The following is a 15,833-nucleotide window of genomic DNA, read 5'->3' as shown; positions in this document are numbered from 1 at the left end:
CCATAGATGCGCACTGCGCACTACTTTTAAGCCCGACCGGGTTCGGCATGTGGGGCCCGCTCGCATTCGCTTTCCACCTCCGGGGGCCACACGGGCTGCCAGCTGGTCCGTTGTCCGATGTAATGAAGCACGGCCGTAAAGTAGGTGAAGGGGCTCAACACCAGGACGAATAACGTCGTAAAAAAATTGCGCTCAGCCAGAATCGCCTTGTCGGTTCGCCCCCAGATACGCATCGAGTTGGCGAGGGAAACCTGAGTCGGCACCAGGTCGGGATAAGACAGGGCGCCCGGTCCCTGCTCCATGAAGCGCCGGATATATTCGAACTGACTGCTAAGGCGTTTGACGATAGACCGACCATTTTCCGTGTTTTCATCGGAGACGGTGACCACCCGACTACCGACCGAGAACGATTGGGCGACAAGCCCCCGTTCATCGAGGACGTGACACCGGATGTTGAATACATACGCGTGCGAAATCGGGTCTCGCGGACGCGGTTCAACAAAGAAAAAAGCCCTTTCCCATGGAACCGATATCACGCCCTTTGAGCCAGCACCCCGAAACGCATGGACCATTCGCGTGTGGCGGTTAAATCGCACTGGAAAGCGCGTCCAGGTGAAGTTCTCCTGATGCAGTCCCCACAGACCAACGGAGACTATTGCCAGTGAGACTATCAGAAAGAAGGTCGCGCTCGTGTAGGCCACTGCCAACTCTGGCCCCTGCACGCTCCCGTCGCCCGGTGGATTCTGCAAGCACCAGAGTGCAACCCATGCGAGAAACCCTGCCGCCGCGACAATCGCGAGGCAGCCGTACGTGAGCAGCCCTCGCTGCTTGAATGCCGCGTCGGTGCTCTCAAGAAAGATGTCGTTCATCGAGAACACGTTGAAGTCGTCCTTCGGCGTTTCGCTGGCGACCACGTCCACTTTTAGCTGGTGAGCCTGTTCTTCGTCGGTCAGTGGGCGCTTCAGCTTAATCCAAACGGTGCCATCCCAAGCCATAGTTACGCTCCAGGTTCGTTGTATGCCTTATGTTCTTCATCGAACGAAGTATGCCGAGCGTCTTTCTTGTTGGTTCCGAAACAGCTACGGCCGAGAAGGTCACTTATGACGGCCGGAGGTTGTCGCATGCTGCCTCGACGTCCTCCGACCATATCGGTTCACGACAGGTTAGCTGTGCAATGTAGTGAAGCACGGACAGCAAAAAAACCGGGACACTGAGTACGAGGGAAAAAATGCGGAGTCCCGCGCTAACGCCGCCAATGTCGCGCAGTCCGTAGAACCATAGGCTCATGGAGGCGCGAAGAGAAGGTCCGCGCGGCAAATACCTTTTCACAGGTGGCAGCGATTCCGGACCGCTTTCCATGTAACGGCGAATGAACTCGAAGTTGGCCTGGACCTGATAAAGCACCTGTTTGCCGTAGCGCGTGGACTCTTTCGCTCCGTTGACTGTCCGAAGCCCAAAGCTGAAGGTGTCAACGATTTTCTTGCCGGAGTCGTCAAGAACGAAACAGCGCATCAGAGTGGGGGCTCCGCCAAACGTGGCATTGGAGGGCAGCCGGTGTACAAAGAAGAATGCCTTATCCCATGGAACGGCGATGACACCGCCCGGGCCGTTGTGCCGAAACGCATACACCGTGCGAGTCTTGCGGTTGAACCGCACAGATTTGTGCCGGGAGTTGAAGCAGTCGCGCAGGAGAAGCAACACCGTGAACGCGCAGCTAAGCACTCCCACCACCGCAAAAACCCACATCCCGGCGCTGAAGGCTCCCTGCTCACCGTTCCTGACCACCGCCGGAGTTATCTCCACAGCGCCCTGTATCGCAGTGACCGTGAAAAATACGAACGCAGGGAACCCAATCAGGAAGGCAAGCAGACACCATCCAACCTGCGAATATGAGCCGTCACAAACCTCCAGGTACACATCGTTCATGCCGAACACGGTATAAGCGTCAGCAGCCTCGTCGGCGACCGGTTTGCGGACATCTATGCGCCGCGCCGCTTCACTCTCGTCAACTGGGCGATTCAACCCCCCCCTGGTCATGTAGTCATACGCCATATCTTCTCGCTTACGATGCCATAGCGATTCCTCTTAAGTTCCGAGGCCGCTCGCGAAACGACTCGGCGGGCACCAGCAGTTCACCCTAGTCGCGGCACTTTGTCCACGTCTTATCGACCGCCGACTCTCTTTGAATGAAAACTGTTAAGTCGACGCTAGACCGCAATGAGCTGGCGCCAATCAGGATGTTAGTGAGCCCATGGTCTGCGACGCCACCAGCTTCGGAAGAGGCTCGCATTTGCACTGGCATAAATCATTCTCAAGCGCGACCTGCTTGCCCATCACGCTCATCGTATGAGGCGAGCCATCGCTGACGATGATGCCCTCGGTGTTGCACGTGTGGCACAACACATGAGCCCCAAGATAGGCCAACGGCCGGCCGTCGAACGACGAACCGGCGATGCCGTCGAGCACCACACCGTTGTGGGTAGTCGTGTCGTCTTTCAGGATGAATCTGCGGGTCATGGTAAGACATCCTCCTTTCGCTCGATACATGCCGGTGAATGACGTAGCGCGTTTCTGCACCGAGACCCTTGCGGTCAGGACTCTCGGGAATCGCATCAAACGCGGCTTCGGGTTTAACGTCGGCGCTGACGGCGAATATCAGATGACCTCAACGCCGCTTCGGTGATGTCGCGATGCTGCGACCACGAATTAGCCGTTCGACGGCGCACCAGGCCTAGCTGCCGCTCTGCCCCGATTTGCGAAGCGCCTTCGCATTCTCGATATCCTTCTTTTCCAGCGCACGTAGTCCCGTTACGACGGCGTTGTCGGGGCCAAGATTGCTCTCAAGCAAACCGACGGACATTACATGCGTGGCGCAGTCATGCAACCTCGCCTTGAGCGTGCTCTCATCCAGCGTGTCTTTGCCATCATCGGTCTTCGCGTCCGACCATACCTCGCCTGACGACCAGGAACCACTTGTCCCATCCTGTTGGATGCGGGCATGAATAGCGTACTGCCCCGGCTTAAGTCCGATACGCGCGGTCCAGGGGTGGTCAGCGTCCGGGAACTTGATGGCACACTCCTGCACGGCCGCGTCACTGCTTTCGAGTTGGACCCACTGGGCGTCATGTGGGGCCTCCGTCTTCGCGAGCGTGGCGGCTGCGCGAGCGAGTGGGCTGTCTGATGCGCTGTGGCAGGCTGTGAGGAAAATCAGCGTTGTGGTGCAGACCAGAAAACCGCAATTCTTTTGCATCGGGTATATGCCGACAAGTTGAATGTGGACGTGCTTGCGCGCGTGTGAATTTGAGCCCGGAAAGGCGTGACGTTACGACACGGGTTGACGCGCTGACCGCGACCACGACGCGGACCCTTGCCGTTCACCCAAGCGATTCGGGGCAAGGCAGCAGCAGCACGTTCAGACAGCAACGGAAGCCCGCAACCTTAGGCTTGAACCATTGCCGTTGACGCTGAGTTGCCGCAGGCGGCCTCTACATCGGTCGGCCAAACTGGCTCCCGGCTCGTCAGTTGGGCAATGTAGTGCAGAATCGACAGCAGGAACATTGGCCCCGAAAGCAGTATGGTAAGAACGCGCATGGCACCGTTGGCGCTGCCGACAGCTCCGATGCCGTAGAACCAGACGCTTATTGAGGCGCGCAGCGAGGGGCCCCGCGGCAGATACCGCTCGACCTTCGGTAGCGCGCCCGGGCCCTGTTCCATGTACCGCCGGATGAACTCGAAGTTGGCCTGAATCTGATAGAGGACCTGTTTGCCAATTGGAGTGGACTCGTCTGCACCGTTGACCGTGCGAGCACCGAAGCTGAACGTGTTCACGATTTTCTTTCCAGCGTCGTCTAGCACGAAGCAGCGCATCAGGGTTGGCGCTCCCCCGGCCAGCCCGTTGGACGGCAGCCGGTGCGGGTAGAAAAACGCCTTGTCCCAAGGCACCGCGATTACACCGCCGGGCCCGTTGTGCCGGAAGGCGTACACCATGCGCGTCTGGCGATTGAAGCGCACCGCCTTGTGCCTGTAGTTGAAGCAATCGCGGAGCAGTACAACGACGGTGAGTACGCAGCACAACACCGTAATCGCGACGAAAATCCACATCACGGCACTGAACGACTCCTGTTCCCCGTTCCTGACCATGGCCGGCGTATCGACGACTGCGCTTTGAAAAAATTCAAAGGTAAGAAAAGCAAATGCCGGGAAACAAAGCAGAAAACCAAGAAGACCCCAGCCAACCTGCGGGTAGGAACTATCGCAGACCTCAAGATAGACATCATTCATCCCGAACACGGTGTACGCATCGGCGGCTTCATCAGCGACTGGCTTGTGAACATCAATCCGCCGCCCGACCTCTTTTTCGGTTAGTGGACGGTTGATTCGAATCTTTGTCAGGTAATCGTACGCCATGGTGTCTCGCTTATGATGTCAGCGCTTCAAACTGCTTGCGTTCGTCGAGTTCTGAGAACTTCTCCGCGGCCGTACCGAAGATGCACTTGCTGAGCCATTCCTCGATTTCCCGGTGCTTTTTCCATGCTATCAAAATGCCTATGACAACCAGCACGACCATTAGCGCAAAAACCAGGATGGTCGCACCGGCAATTACCGCCAGGCAAAGCAGGACGTTCGTAATGGCAGACGCACCATACAGGTAGGCCAGGCCTGCATGTCCGGACTGTCGCTCAGATTTGAATTGCTGGAAGTCATACCAGGCCCCAACCAGTCCCGCTACGGCGCCCACGACACGGAAGGCAAATTCGACAACGGTGCCCCATTTCAGCAAAAGCTGTGAATAGCGTCCCCCCAGCTTGCCAAACGCCTGCATGCCATGACCAACCGTCTGGAAGGTCGCCGCACACGTTGAGACGATAGCCGCAACGAACTTGTCATGGTTCTCCTTGCGGTTCAATGCACTGGACTTTGCCAATTCCTTGCTCGCCAACATCCAGTTCACCGCATTGAAGATAACCCCGATGATGCCGTATCCGGCTTCACCCTGTGTCGCAGCCCGAAATTTTGGAAGAAAGCTTGCATTGATGTTTTCTTCCGTAAGTACCGCGCGCACTCCCGGTGCAAAGATTGCCGCCCCCCTGCCACTGAGGGAATTAGCGCTCGCTGATGCCTGGACAGCCTCCTCGGCGTTGAAGACAATAAACTGCGGAACCTTGATAGGACCATCCTTGGGAGACGAGCTCTGGAAAGTTTTGCGGAGATTCGCGTTCAACGAACCCAGACTTGGACGTTTATTCGCGGGCATCTGTTCGTACATCTGGCGCGCCATATAGGAAATCCACTGGTTGACGGTTCCTTCGACGGGCTTATAGATGATGGTGGTGCGTGAACGCAGACTCATGCACGCCGTGAAAACCCGGACACTCGCTGTATCACCAGTCTTGGCGATAAAGCCGGCAATCGGGCCACCCAGCTCGTGCAGCATTCCAGCCACTGCCTTGTCGGCCCGCAGAATCAGGCCCTTATCTTCCTTCTCGAGAATCTCGTTGGCAGAGTGGTTCAACTCAATGAGCTTCGCACTGGGCTCCCGCAGTTCAAGCAGAGGGAATCCTGCTGCTTCCTTCAGTTTTTCAGCTGAGGGGTCGTGGTTCAGAATCATCGAACGCAGAAGCGGATTGTGGCGGTCCTTCAGGTCGCCCTTGGCCCATTCGAGGACCAGGTCATAGACCACTCTGCGGTCAGCCGACCCATATATACACGCGTAGAAGAGTTCGGCGTATTCGACGCCCTTTGCTACATCGAGCTCATGGTAGTCCCACGCAAACACCGTCCTGAGCTGCGTACCCTTTAGCCAGGCGACATAGTCGTCTGCGAGCGGGTTGAGCAGCGTGTCTTCTACCTGTTGCATCTGCGTCTTCATGTCATTGCGGAATTGCGTCACCGCATTCTCGCTGTAGGATTCGGTGTACGGCTTCCAGGCCCCTGCCTTCACCGAATCCATTTCCCGTTCCTTCTGCTCGTCGATGGACTTGACCTCCTTTTCGTAGGCCTTCCCGCCATCAAACAGGGAGTAAAGGGCGTACGTCTCAGCCGTCTGGCCCTTGAGCTGCTCGGCGGCCGAGTTCTCGTCCTCCTCTGCACTTTCTTCGATGGAGGACTTCATTCCGTCAATCGCGCTCGCCGTCCACATCTTTCTCTGATATGGCTTCATGGCCGCACCCATCGCTACAAACTGCTCGGCATTGAGCTCCTGCGTGATGCCAGCTGGGTCCCAAAGTGCGAAGAAAACGCCATTGCCCTTGTCGTGTGCGTCCGCAAATTGCTTGAGCCCGCTCGCTTCACTTGCACGGTCCTTGAAAGCAAACGGCGAGCAAGATGCTGCCACGTCCACGCCGCCCTTGTACTCGAGCACATAGTCGGTGACGTGTGAAATGGTCTGGGCATGCTTCTGTGAATGATTACCGCTCGCCCATCCCGCTGCATCGAAGAGCTGCATCCGGTGGTCTCGGCAACCATTTTCGTTGGCTTCATAGCGCTTGCGCACAGGGGCCGTCCAGCGTACGTCGCTGAAAGCCAGATAGACCTTGCCTGCCTTCTGCGGATGGTCGATGCTGATGCACTGCGCGAGTTCCTTGTGCCCGGTCTGCTGACAGTTGAATCCTTTCTCCTGCGTTTCGGGCAGGTCGACGTCGAGCGGGTAGTTGAAGACATAGCCTTCGGACGTCACGCCATAGATTTGCCACTTGCTTTGGGATGGGTAGAAGACGTGGATGAACCCTTTGCGCACCGAGCGCAAGAAGTAGGTCGCCTTCTTGGCACCTACGCCTGTGACGCCGTCACCAAACGGTCCCTTCGGTAACGCAAGCGCCGTGGCCGCGCCGAGATTGTGCGCATTGGTCGCGGCAGCTGCCGAATACCGTACCGGCAGAATCAGAAGACCCGTCTTTTCACACATGTTGCAGGACTTCTGGCACGCTGCATTGGCTTTGGCGTTTGCCGATGCGGCCTGGACCTTCGGAATGGTACCCATAGTTACTCTCTCTGCCTTGCGTTATGTGTTGTTGCGTTACGCGTACAGCGCCGCTTCCTGCGCAATCTGCGCCCAGTTTTCATCGGTCCACAAAGCGGTGATTTCCGAGTACGACGACGTCTGCCCCGGCTGAAGCGCCGCGGCGACCTTCGGATGTCGGTCGAAATTCGGTGAGACCAGCAAGCCCTGTACGGCAAACACCGCCAGGTCCTCTCCCGCGAGGCGATATCGGGCTCCCTTCGTGAACAAGGCGTCGAGCTGGCGAGGGGTCCGCTCATCAACGGGCTCCCCAGCGTCGCGTATGGACTTCAGCGCCTGCTCGATGAGATGCAGTCGGCGCAGCGTTGCCCACTGGTCAGTCGATGGCGACAGGTGTTCAGCGGGAGCGACTGCCGGGCGCTCCACCGTCAGCCACCCACTATCTGAGAAATAGCGCCAGCGCTGCACCGGTCTGAACATCAGCGATAGCTGCTCCGGTCGAAGAACCCATCCGAGGTTGCGAGCCACCCGAGGGTCGTAGAACCGGAATACCGAGTGGCCCTCAGGTTCGCGCGGCAGAGCAATCGTGTCACTGATGTGCCGCATTAATGTCTCAGTGCTTGCATCAGTCTCAATCAGCGCACAGACGCGCGGTGCAAGACCCTCCTGCAGGTCCCGAGCCGCAATGGCCTCGATAGCTGGAAGTTGCTGTTCGGGGTGCTCGACCGAGTAAAGCATCGGCATTACACCTTTGAGCTCCGGCATCGCAGCCGGAACAATCTCGCCGACTTCGTACATCCGTGGCGCCGTGCCAAGGTCAACGAGGCCGTTGTCGGGCTCCACAATCAGGTACTGGTCCATGGGTACGCCTAGTCGACAATGGCCGCACCGGCCTGCGAGGCAGAAGCAAATTTCTGCGCACACGCCTCAGTCACGGGCAGTTGTGTTGCGGCGTTCTCACTCGCCGGGCCTTGGAACGAATGCTGCGTACCTTTGATTTCGACCAGGCCGGGCGCATGCACATAGATGTTGCCCCCAGCCAGGCGAATCGTTGCACCACCCGCCATCAGTTTGATTTCCTTGTCTGCCATCACATTGACGGCATCAGAAGTCGACACAACCTTGACAGTCCTGTCGGCCGTAATCTCGACGTTATCGGACTGGGCCTGCAGCTCTACCTTTCCTTTGCCTGCGAATAGCTTCATGCCCGAGTTCTGCACGAAGAGACTGAGTTTTTCGCCCACGCTTGCGATGAGTGACTTGGACGCCGCAAGGTGCGTGCTGGCGCCACTCACGATGTTGACGTGCTCCGTCGCCGCGGCCTGGATGGATTTCTGCGTCGAAAGGCCGATACCGGAGGGGCTGGCGAGCAACATCACGGGCTGAGCGAATCCGTTCGCCTCGCCAGTTCCGCCACCGGCCGTGTTGCCGCCAGCCGAGTTTGCCTGCCGCGCGCTCTGCGTCGCGGCTGCGAAGTCGTTAATGGTGTCCTGAGCGTCCTGCAAGCCTTCGGCCTGACTGCCTGTTGCGACTTCGGAGCGCCGCTCAACGACACCGCCCGAGTCGACGAGGTGCTGATGTGCCTCCTTGACATCGAGCGGTTGGGTCGACGTGCCGACCCGCGCGTACGTCGACAGATACATACCCTGCGAAGCACGCACAGCGCCGTACGAATCGGTCTTCAGGTCGAAACCAGTCCCGAGATAGTTGCCGCGCGTATTGCCTTGCTGGTCAATGAGGTAACCGAGATGCAAGTAGCTCTGTGACGTGCTGCTGAAAAGCTGCGCCCGGTTCTGGCCCGTCGAATCGTCCATGACAAGCTGGTTGTAGCCTGTGCCCTGGAATTCCTTGGACTTGTAACCCGACAGCAAGCCGTTGGAGTGCCATTGCGGCGTCTGCTGTCCGTTGAACAGGCTTCCGCTCACTACCGGACGGTCGCAATCGCCGTCCAGATAGACGATTCCCACTTCGTGTCCCACGCGCGGGACAAATACGCCACCGAGCGTTCCACCAGCGTTTGGTGACATGACACGCAGCCAGCACGAAGCCTTTTCATCGCCGCCGTTCTCCCGGTCCCAGTGCATCAGCACCTTGACCCGGTTGAGGCTGTCCGTGAACACTTCCTCCTGATTCGGACCGACCACCGTCGCGGTCTGCGTATGCATGACAGGCTTGCGGTGTTCAAAGGGACTGCGAAAAGGAACGGTGCGTCGCTGCGTTTCCATTTCGACCAGAAAGAATCCCTCACCGCCCAACGCGTCCTTTACATTGAAAACGTCCGACGAACCCGCGTGATATGTGCGAGCTTCAGCAAGTTGTGACTGGAGGCTATGACGGAACTGTGTTCCGGTCGAAACGGGCAGATTGTTCTCGATGTACCAGGTCACTGCCAGAATCGCAAACTGGCGGTTTTCTGCGCTGTCAGATGCGAGAGCGGTTGCGCCTTCGAGCTGGAACCAGCGTCCCACATCGGCTCGCCGCACGCTGCCCGTCGCAAAAAAACGCTTCGCGCGCGACTCCCATTCTTCCATCCGGGTCTTGGACAAAGTGTCGCCACGAGCGCTGTCGCCGTAGGTATAAGCGCCCGTGTACTCGTAGACCTCGGCCTGGTCGGGCAGGTCGCCTTGCTTGTCGACTGTCGGCGTGGACAGCTCTTTGTTAAAAGTCGGATTCTTATAGTCGAATGTGCGCGTGGTATAGCTCACGCTCTGCAATGTGCGCGCTCCACCCCACTGAACTATCGCATCCGTTTCACTTCCTGCGCCCGCTCGATAAAACGACACATCTTGCGGAGCAAGGGCCTTAACGGTGTACAGGTCGTCGGTGATGACCAGCGTGTGCGCTTTGCCGTCTTCCGCCTGTTCAAAATAGCCGAAGAGCCCTTCGGCCTCCATAATCCGGTGCACAAAGTTCCAGTCGTCTTCATACTGGACGCAGAACGACCGCAGAGGTAACTGGCGACGGAGCTCAAAGCGATAGGCGCCGCGTGATTGGGGATGCTCGTCGAATACCGCCGCGATAATGTCCTCTGCCGTCTTGTCCTGGAATATCCGCGCGTCACTGCGAAATTTAAGGAAATGCAACCAGGACGAAAAACTAAGCTGGTAAAGCTGGACGCTACCGTCCGAACCCAGAAATCGCGCAGTGTGGACATAGCCGTGACGCGGCACATACGACGAGTCAGTCTGTTGAGTCCAGAGCGTCACCGGTTTCGCAATGAGGGATTTGAGCTCAATTGAATCCTTCAGGGAAGCGACATCAACTGTGAAGTCATAGTTGCGCCCGATACGCGAAGTGCCGACCACACGGACTGGCACCAGCACATTTCCGCCCAGAGCTGTATCCAGCTTCAACAAGCGTCGAGATTGGTCCAACCCCGCGCCCAGCACGGCTGCCCAGTCATTTACCGTCATTTTTAGACTCCCCTGCGGATTGCCACCCGGAATAATATGATGAAAATCTTTACCGGACAATTATTGTCAACGGACGCGTGCAATCAGCTTGCGATTCGGAATTATTTGCAGGCACGAACATGAAAGGTAGTTTTTTCCGCTCTGGCGTTTATCTGCACGGCGGGAGATAGTTTCGCTAAGCTAGGAGTAGGCCGCGTTGATTGTCGCAGCAATCTCCCGCAAAAATTGAAATATCGAAGCGTCCGAATCGTGGACAAACACAAATATCGCCCATACCGCGTACGCGCCGCGCTCCGACTGACGCGCCCTTTACGTTCTCAGCCAAAATTCGTTGCCCCATCCCGCATTTTATGGAAAAACAGTTTTCCGGGGTAACTACCGATGGATGACACATGATGTTCACCTAACCATCACGTTCAGATTGTTAAATATTGCAATCCACGGCCGCGATTTTCGTTTTGGATTCATAGTGCCTCGGTTTTCGGCAGGTCATTGGCGACAAGACTCCACAAGATTGAAAACGAGTACAACGTGCATGGATTTCACGGGCCAGCACCAGAATCAATCGATTTGCGATTTTTTATGCCAAATGAATAGAAAGAGAAGCGGAGGTCGTTATGTATCCACTAAGACATCCGCAAAGGCCACGCTTCTACCACCGACGCTAGAATCTGTTCGCTCGCGTTCACTGCGCAATCACCTTGCGCTCGCCGCATTACGAGCGGGCCGTGGAAACGGGCACCTGCTAAGCGACCTCATACGAGCGCTGTACCTAGCCTGGTATCTTCGTGAAGCAGGCTTCGGAACCGTTCACCACGCATTTTTTCCTGAAGCCGCCGAGGCGCTCGAGAGCAGCGCGGCGCGGGCGACAGCAGACGATGTCTGGCAGGTCAGTCCGGACGAAGCGGCGATTCTGGAACGGCTGCTGGCACTTCATGACGAGCAACTGGCAAATACGCCTGTCGGCGTCATGCTCGGGGCACAAAGGCGGCTATTGCGATTCGCAACGAGTGACCGGAAAACACCGTGGCAGGACGCGGGCCTGTGACCAGGGCAGACAGGCGCGTGGCGCTCATCTGCGCGACGGATGAGAGGCACGAGCTGTTTGCCTTTTCCGAATGCGTCGAGATGGGAGTCGAATGTCTGGTCCAGTAAAGGATTGTAGACTCCGACCATTCTGCCGCCGACGTAGGCGAATTGTTTCCCCTGACCGAGGGTCAGGATACCCGACTGGCGCACGAAGTTCATTGGAACAGTGGCACCCAGCGTCAAGCTGCGATGGTGGCTTCGGTCGCTCGGCGCTGCGGTGCAAATCCTGGCACCATCCACGCTTCGGGACGAGTTTGCGCGCGACGCTGCCGCGTTAGCGAGGTGCTACGACACGGCAACCTGAATCGCAGAAGTGATGTTCTTGCCCGGCACAGGTCAAACAACGCAATCGGAGTAGCAGGTGATTAACGACGATGCAATCAGACAGGCGGCTGCCTGGATTCGCGCCGCGGACGGGCTGCTCATCACTGCGGGCGCTGGCATGGGCGTGGATTCCGGGCTGCCTGATTTCCGGGGAACGGAAGGATTCTGGCGCGCTTACCCAGCGCTGCGCCATCATGGGTTTGCCTTCGAGGACATAGCCAATCCCGCCGGCTTCGCGAGCAATCCGCGCTTGAGCTGGGGGTTTTACGGGCACCGGCTCGCCCTCTATCGCGCAACCGAACCCCATGCGGGCTTCGACATTCTGCTCAGGTGGGCATCGACGATGATGCACGGCGCCTTCGTGTTCACGAGTAACGTCGATGGTCAGTTCCAGAAAGCGGGTTTTGATGCAGAACGCATTGCGGAATGTCATGGAACCATCCATCGGCTTCAATGCATCGAGGCTTGTACCGATGAGACCTGGCCAAGTGACGACTTCACGCCCATCGTCAATGACACAACATGTCTGCTCGAAAACGACATGCCGAGGTGCCCGCATTGCAATAGCCTCGCGCGGCCGAACATTCTGATGTTTGGGGACTGGCAATGGATAGCGAACTACGCGGACAGGCAGGAGAGACGACTTGCAACCTGGCTTGAGTCCGTTGGGCGCCCCATCGTCATCGAAATAGGTGCTGGCCGGGCAGTGCCCACCGTGCGGCGATTCAGCGAACGGAACGGCCTCCGTGTCATCCGCATCAATCCGCGCGATTACTCGATTTCACCTGTCATAGGGGTGGGAGTCGCGGGTGGTGCATTGGAGACGCTGCAACTACTCGATGACGTACTCGGCGGAAGCATGTGAATCGGGCATGTCTTGTTGCCCTCCATTCGAACCGAAGATGCAGGACCTTCGTGGTAAGAGGTACTTTGACGCGACCCTCTCGCTAACATTCAGGAATATCGAAATCGCGCCTTAATAATTTGCCGGGAGAGTATGTGAATCTGGAAGCGCTCGAATTGAAATGGAATGGCCCTAAAGGCGCGAATGAATCGGCTCAGAGCTGGGAGCCCATTGACGGGTTGACACCGTACAGAGACAAGTGGACTGCGGTTGTGGATGGCCCGGACCTGACTCAAGAGGAAACGCAACCGGAGCTCTCTACTGCATGCATTGATGTCGTCAGAAAATTGTGGCACGGCGCCGATTTTGCTGAGCATACGAATGGTAACCGCATCGACTGTGGAAACGCGGGTCATCTCCACTGTTACCAAACCAGCACTCGTGGGAAGGGGGCACTCGTCTTTTCAGACTGGCGTCGGCAGAGCGAAGGCTCGACCATCTGGTGGTGTTCAAGCTTACGGGAAGCCGGACTTCGCTACTCATGGTCGAACCATGCCGCGGGGACATTCGAACAATTGGGAGCCGCACTCCAATGCGCCATGCGCATCCGAAACGAAGTGACAACGAATGTGGTGTGCCGCAAGATTCTGGATTGGGGCGGTGTCCGCAACCGTCCGCACGCCGCACGCCTTGACTGGCTCGACGACCAAACGCAACGAGGAAACCTAATCTCAAGCATTCACGCCGCGACACGTGCTCTGCGTGCATCTTCAACGTCCAACCTCGATGCCCTATTCGCGGAGAACGGCATCCCAATGACATCCGGAACGACGAAAATTTTCGCGGCTGCAGCATTGGATTTTTCCGCTGGCTGGTCAGCGCCCACACAGGACGTGCTTATTTTCGACGGTCGCGCAACGGGGGCTCTTGGACTCATCGCACGACGCGTTTCTCACACACTGCCGGAAGCCTTCCGCTTCCCATCGAGCAGAGAATCGCAACGCCGGCGCGACCCATCCTGTGCTCATATCACGTTCCCGAACTTGCACACATTAAGCAATATCGAGCGAGCACGATTTGCGCGCCTGGGCGCTCACTGCATTGAGCGTGTCGTCGGCAAGTCCGAGTTTCTGCTGGCCGAAAAGGCACTGTTCATGATTGGTTATGATGTCAGACGCCGGTGCGACAACCAAAGCCGGTCTTGCCCCTAACGCCTTGATAACGGTTTCGCCAGTGTGGCCGCACTCTGTTCCAACTGCGGCTGACTCCCTTCGGTGTCCATCCACATTGCGTTGATTCTGCTCGAGCCAATGCAGCGTGTAGCTGTGTTGCAACGCATGAAAAGGTCGCATTAAATGCGAACCGTTTTTTGAACGATATATCGCGAATTGAAAGATTTATAAAAATCACTGCATGGTTCGGCGGATTTTGATGATAGGTTCCTTCCCGCGCCGACACATTGACGAGAGTTCTTTGTACCCTCCGGTTACCTTCGGCACCGCAGCCCTTTACTGAGCTATACCTTGGTCTAACGACACCGACCATATTCAACACATGATTGATTTTACGGACGAACAGATAGCTGCCAGAGAGCTCCGCAACGCGGCCTACCACGAAGCAGGTCACAAGATGCTTTATGAGCGCTTCGGCGGCGCTGGCGACGCGGTCGTGTGGAAAAACGAAAGTGGGAATCCAGAGGAGACGGCGTGGCGCGGCCAGTTCCGTCCCCGCACCTGCCCTGAGGTGATGCGCAAGACGGCGTTGGACCATGGGTTTGCCACTCCCGAGCTACCCGCGAACTGGAAGATACTCGTCGGCATGGCTGGCCTGTTGGCCGAGGATATCCTGAGCGGCGGGACGGATGATGCCGGCGCTATGGCTGATACCCTGTTCTTCAGAATTTCCAGTGGAGACGCCTCGGCCTCCGACCTCGCGCAAATGAGCGTCACGGACATCGATAACTGCGGACTGAGCCATGAGGTGGTCGAGGAAGCCGTGCGGCTCCTGCGCGAAGGATGGCCGGTCGTGCAGCAAAGGGCCGAATATTTGATAAAGTCGGCCGCCGGCTAACTTGGCTCGCTACGGAGCGGTGAGAGGCATTCGAGGGCGACCAGTGCCCCCCGCCAGTACCGAAGGAGCACGGCCGTCGGACATCGCGGGCGACAAGCGAAACCGCGCCGACACGGATTGTGTAGTGTTGGACGAACATCTCAGAATATCTCTCTCATACGTTATCCTCGTCGCTCTGATACCGCCTTTCAGCCATGCGGGATGTGACCATGTCATATGGTGTGCGTGATGGCCGCCTCCATGTCAATGACCTGACCGAGGATGAGCGCGCTGCGGCAGTGCGCTGCATCTGTCCGCGATGCCGAGAACCGGTTGTTGCACGCTGGAGAACGTTGAGTGGCTGGAGCCGGTCACCGATGCGCGGTACCTCGTGGAAGCGGGCTAATGTACGTGGCTCTTCGACTCGAAAGTCTCGACCGTAGCTGGCCCGCCGAGCTAAGCATCCGTCAGCCCGTCGACATTGCTGATACGACCGCTGATTCACATCGATGCTCAGCGGCGCGCCACGGACTGTCTGGCCAACGCGCATTCGGACATACATCGCAAGTCGGGAGCTGCGTAGTCCGCTTCGGCACCCCGATAAGGGCGGACTCTTGTGAAGGGCGAATCAGGACTGTGGCGCGATACGCCAATCAGGCGTTAGCGGGACTCAAGACGTCCGGTGCAGTACCGCCCGCCCTGGTCAGCCAGATGTCGACTTCAGATTCAACCCCGGGCCGATAGCGGATTGCGTTTGCGATGGCTGCCCGGTTGCCGTCGCACGACGGGGCGAGAGGAGTCGCGGGTGAGACACGCCAAGCTGACCAGGGTCGGCGGCCGCCGTCTGCTTCCTACGGTAACTCAAGACTTCGCGATGTTTTTCAGCCAGACTGGCGCCACATCAACACAGTTGCAAGCCAGTAGTTCGTGCCCATGCGTTCACGGGGCACCGAAAACCACGCGGTACAGAAGTTCGCCCACTTCGGCCCGCACTCGCCCGGCTATTTCGATTACTGAGTCTATATATATTAGGCAATGCGGCAGCCCGCAATAATTCCGTGAATCCCCGGGTTGTTTTTCGCGTCGACTTCGCGGGATGCGATGCAGAGTACAAGCTGGGGAGATGCGGAGTACAAGTGCCGGCGATGTACGGTAC

13 protein-coding genes are annotated in these 15,833 nt (G+C 57.6%); 5 read left to right on the top strand and 8 right to left on the bottom strand.

Features of this window, described 5'->3' with window-relative positions:
- Positions 1–26 precede the first annotated feature (26 nt).
- The 8 genes from AC07WT_RS00325 to AC07WT_RS00290 all read right to left on the bottom strand — a co-directional run bounded on the left by AC07WT_RS00325 (position 27) and on the right by AC07WT_RS00290 (position 10,371).
- Positions 27–995, bottom strand: a complete 969-nt coding sequence (locus AC07WT_RS00325; RefSeq protein ID WP_494945648.1) for a DUF6708 domain-containing protein — start codon at positions 993–995, stop codon at positions 27–29.
- Between the two features lie 103 nt (positions 996–1,098).
- Complete coding sequence (locus AC07WT_RS00320; protein ID WP_494945647.1) at positions 1,099–2,052, bottom strand: DUF6708 domain-containing protein; 954 nt, start codon at positions 2,050–2,052, stop codon at positions 1,099–1,101.
- A gap of 180 nt (positions 2,053–2,232) precedes the next feature.
- Positions 2,233–2,517 (bottom strand): PAAR domain-containing protein, encoded by a 285-nt coding sequence (locus AC07WT_RS00315; RefSeq protein WP_494945646.1) that lies wholly within the window; start codon positions 2,515–2,517, stop codon positions 2,233–2,235.
- A gap of 214 nt (positions 2,518–2,731) precedes the next feature.
- The gene (locus AC07WT_RS00310; protein ID WP_494945645.1) at positions 2,732–3,250 is read right to left on the bottom strand and encodes a hypothetical protein; all 519 of its coding nucleotides are present in this window, start codon (positions 3,248–3,250) and stop codon (positions 2,732–2,734) included.
- A 188-nt stretch (positions 3,251–3,438) separates the two neighbouring features.
- Complete coding sequence (locus tag AC07WT_RS00305) at positions 3,439–4,407, bottom strand: DUF6708 domain-containing protein (protein ID WP_494945644.1); 969 nt, start codon at positions 4,405–4,407, stop codon at positions 3,439–3,441.
- Positions 4,408–4,417: 10 nt separating this feature from the next.
- Positions 4,418–6,979: a T6SS effector BTH_I2691 family protein gene (locus AC07WT_RS00300; protein ID WP_494945643.1), complete on the bottom strand. Its 2,562-nt coding sequence runs from the start codon at positions 6,977–6,979 to the stop codon at positions 4,418–4,420.
- Positions 6,980–7,015: 36 nt separating this feature from the next.
- Positions 7,016–7,819, bottom strand: a complete 804-nt coding sequence (locus tag AC07WT_RS00295; RefSeq protein WP_494945642.1) for a DUF4123 domain-containing protein — start codon at positions 7,817–7,819, stop codon at positions 7,016–7,018.
- Between the two features lie 8 nt (positions 7,820–7,827).
- A complete protein-coding gene (locus AC07WT_RS00290) occupies positions 7,828–10,371 on the bottom strand; it encodes a type VI secretion system Vgr family protein (RefSeq protein WP_494945641.1) in 2,544 nt (847 codons plus the stop codon).
- A 535-nt stretch (positions 10,372–10,906) separates the two neighbouring features.
- Here AC07WT_RS00290 and AC07WT_RS00285 point away from each other — a divergent pair.
- From AC07WT_RS00285 to AC07WT_RS00265, 5 genes are all read left to right on the top strand, one after another.
- On the top strand, positions 10,907–11,419 hold the full coding sequence (locus tag AC07WT_RS00285) for a hypothetical protein (protein ID WP_494945640.1): 513 nt from the start codon (positions 10,907–10,909) through the stop codon (positions 11,417–11,419).
- A gap of 207 nt (positions 11,420–11,626) precedes the next feature.
- Positions 11,627–11,764 carry a WCX domain-containing protein gene (locus AC07WT_RS00280; RefSeq protein WP_494945639.1) on the top strand — a complete coding sequence of 46 codons (138 nt, stop codon included), beginning with the start codon at positions 11,627–11,629 and terminating at the stop codon, positions 11,762–11,764.
- A gap of 57 nt (positions 11,765–11,821) precedes the next feature.
- Positions 11,822–12,649: an SIR2 family NAD-dependent protein deacylase gene (locus AC07WT_RS00275; protein ID WP_494945638.1), complete on the top strand. Its 828-nt coding sequence runs from the start codon at positions 11,822–11,824 to the stop codon at positions 12,647–12,649.
- A gap of 134 nt (positions 12,650–12,783) precedes the next feature.
- Entirely contained in the window at positions 12,784–13,839 is a 1,056-nt protein-coding gene (locus AC07WT_RS00270; RefSeq protein ID WP_494945637.1) for a hypothetical protein, read from the top strand.
- A 343-nt stretch (positions 13,840–14,182) separates the two neighbouring features.
- Entirely contained in the window at positions 14,183–14,698 is a 516-nt protein-coding gene (locus AC07WT_RS00265; protein ID WP_494945636.1) for a hypothetical protein, read from the top strand.
- Positions 14,699–15,833: the final 1,135 nt, after the last annotated feature.

Source organism: Paraburkholderia sp. GW821-FHT02A12 (assembly GCF_059422005.1).
The sequence above is the reverse complement of the archived record's forward strand: the minus strand, read 5'-3'. Positions and strand labels throughout refer to the sequence as shown.

Coding starts and splice junctions, on each gene's coding strand:
- AC07WT_RS00325 (WP_494945648.1), bottom strand. CDS start 995: ATGGCTTGGGATGGCACCGTTTGGATTAAGCTGAAGCGCCCACTGACC.
- AC07WT_RS00320 (WP_494945647.1), bottom strand. CDS start 2,052: ATGGCGTATGACTACATGACCAGGGGGGGGTTGAATCGCCCAGTTGAC.
- AC07WT_RS00315 (WP_494945646.1), bottom strand. CDS start 2,517: ATGACCCGCAGATTCATCCTGAAAGACGACACGACTACCCACAACGGT.
- AC07WT_RS00310 (WP_494945645.1), bottom strand. CDS start 3,250: ATGCAAAAGAATTGCGGTTTTCTGGTCTGCACCACAACGCTGATTTTC.
- AC07WT_RS00305 (WP_494945644.1), bottom strand. CDS start 4,407: ATGGCGTACGATTACCTGACAAAGATTCGAATCAACCGTCCACTAACC.
- AC07WT_RS00300 (WP_494945643.1), bottom strand. CDS start 6,979: ATGGGTACCATTCCGAAGGTCCAGGCCGCATCGGCAAACGCCAAAGCC.
- AC07WT_RS00295 (WP_494945642.1), bottom strand. CDS start 7,819: ATGGACCAGTACCTGATTGTGGAGCCCGACAACGGCCTCGTTGACCTT.
- AC07WT_RS00290 (WP_494945641.1), bottom strand. CDS start 10,371: ATGACGGTAAATGACTGGGCAGCCGTGCTGGGCGCGGGGTTGGACCAA.
- AC07WT_RS00285 (WP_494945640.1), top strand. CDS start 10,907: ATGGATTTCACGGGCCAGCACCAGAATCAATCGATTTGCGATTTTTTA.
- AC07WT_RS00265 (WP_494945636.1), top strand. CDS start 14,183: ATGATTGATTTTACGGACGAACAGATAGCTGCCAGAGAGCTCCGCAAC.